Genomic DNA, 1,505 nt, shown 5'->3' with positions numbered 1-1,505 from the left:
AGATGCCGCCACACCAGCGGGGTCCCGGCCAGCGGCCGGGTGGTGATCCCGGGCGTCGGCGGGAAGGTGGCCCGGCACAGGCCCACCGCCCGGCCCACCTGCACCAGATGGACACAGGACGCGGTGTCCGTCTCGTACATCCGGCGGGGGGTGAAACCGGCCCGTGCGCAGGCCGCGGTGAAACAGTCCCCGAAACAGCCGTCGCCCGGGACGCACGCCCACTCCTCGCCGGCCAGCGCGGCCAGGTCGGCCTCCCGGCCGCGGGCGAGCGGATGGCCGTCGGGGAGCATCACGAACACCGGGTCGACGGCGACCTCCTCCCAGGTCAGATGCGGTGCGTCCGGCGGGGGAGCGGAGCCGCAGACGCCGGCCAGCGCGAAGTCCAGGCGTCCCTCGGCCAGCAGTTCCGCCAGTTCCCGCTCCGACCAGGAGGCGCAGGTGGTCACGGTGGTGCCGGGGACGGTGTCGGCGAGCCGGTCCACCAGCGCGCCCGGCAGCGGACCGTGGGTGCCGCCGAGCCGCAGCCGATCCCCGTCCCGCCGGGTGCGCGCGAACCGGGCCGCCTCCCGCTGGAGTTCGCTGACCGCGGGCAGCACGATCCGGGTGCGCTCCAGGACCAGCTCTCCGAGGGCGGTGGCCCGTACGCCGTACCGTCCGCGCTCGAAGAGCGTGCCGCCCAACGCCCGCTCGATGCGCCTGAGCTGCGCGCTGAGCGCCGGCTGGGCGAGTCCGAGGGCCGTCGCCGCCTTGGTCAGACTGCCCGCTTCCGCGATGGCCCGAATGGTCTTCAGATGCCGCAACTCCAGCTCCATGAGGGGAGCTTGCGGGGTGCGCGGGCCTGGGGCAAGAGGCTGGTACAGACCAGAGGGGCGGGTTTCGCTGTTTCCCGGTGTCCCGGTCCGTGGCATGGTCACAGCGACGCGATTGGTCTGTACCTGTTCGCGCCCGTGCGGTGCCCGACAGGTCCTGGAGAAAGGGGAACATGGCCGATGCGCAGCACCACCGTGTTACCGGGAACCACCGGATCGCCGCCCGCGGCCGGGGACGTACCCCTGCACCGGCTGGAGGTGGCCGGCCCCGGCGCCCCGCCCTTCGCCGCCGGTTCCTTCGAAGCCGTGGGGCCGCTGTCCCGGTGGGACCGGCCGCACCGGCACACCTTCTACGAGATCGTCCACGTCAGCGCCGGTTCCGGCACCCATGTCGTCGATCTCGCGCGCTGGCCGCTGCGCCCCCCGCACCTGGCGGTGATCCTGCCCGGCCAGGTGCACCATTGGGAGGGCGGCCGGGGCCCGGAGGGGACGCTCGCGCTGTTCACCGACGACTTCCTGGTGGACCACCCCCACGACCGCGAAGTGCTGCGGGAACTCGGTGAGCGGTGCTGGTTCGCCCTGGACCCCGAGCAGGACCGGTCCGTGGGGCGCCTGATGGCCGAACTCGTCGCGGAGCACCGGGGACGGGCCCCCGGACACGAGAGCGTCCTGCGCTCCCTGCTGCACGTGCTCGTC

Annotated in this window: 2 protein-coding genes; one reads left to right on the top strand and one right to left on the bottom strand. The window is 73.8% G+C overall.

Translation table 11 applies throughout. The annotated features are described in order from the left end of the window. Positions 1-812 (bottom strand): LysR family transcriptional regulator (locus H5J33_RS34940; RefSeq protein ID WP_181798669.1); only part of this gene is annotated, 812 nt, incomplete at its 3' end. A gap of 177 nt (positions 813-989) precedes the next feature. Here H5J33_RS34940 and H5J33_RS34935 point away from each other — a divergent pair. Beyond that, positions 990-1,505: AraC family ligand binding domain-containing protein (locus H5J33_RS34935; RefSeq protein ID WP_181798668.1), on the top strand; the 516-nt coding region annotated here is incomplete at its 3' end.

The organism is Streptomyces sp. WELS2, assembly GCF_013870595.1.
Taxonomy (GTDB): Bacteria; Actinomycetota; Actinomycetes; order Streptomycetales; family Streptomycetaceae; genus Streptomyces.
The sequence above is the reverse complement of the archived record's forward strand: the minus strand, read 5'-3'. Positions and strand labels throughout refer to the sequence as shown.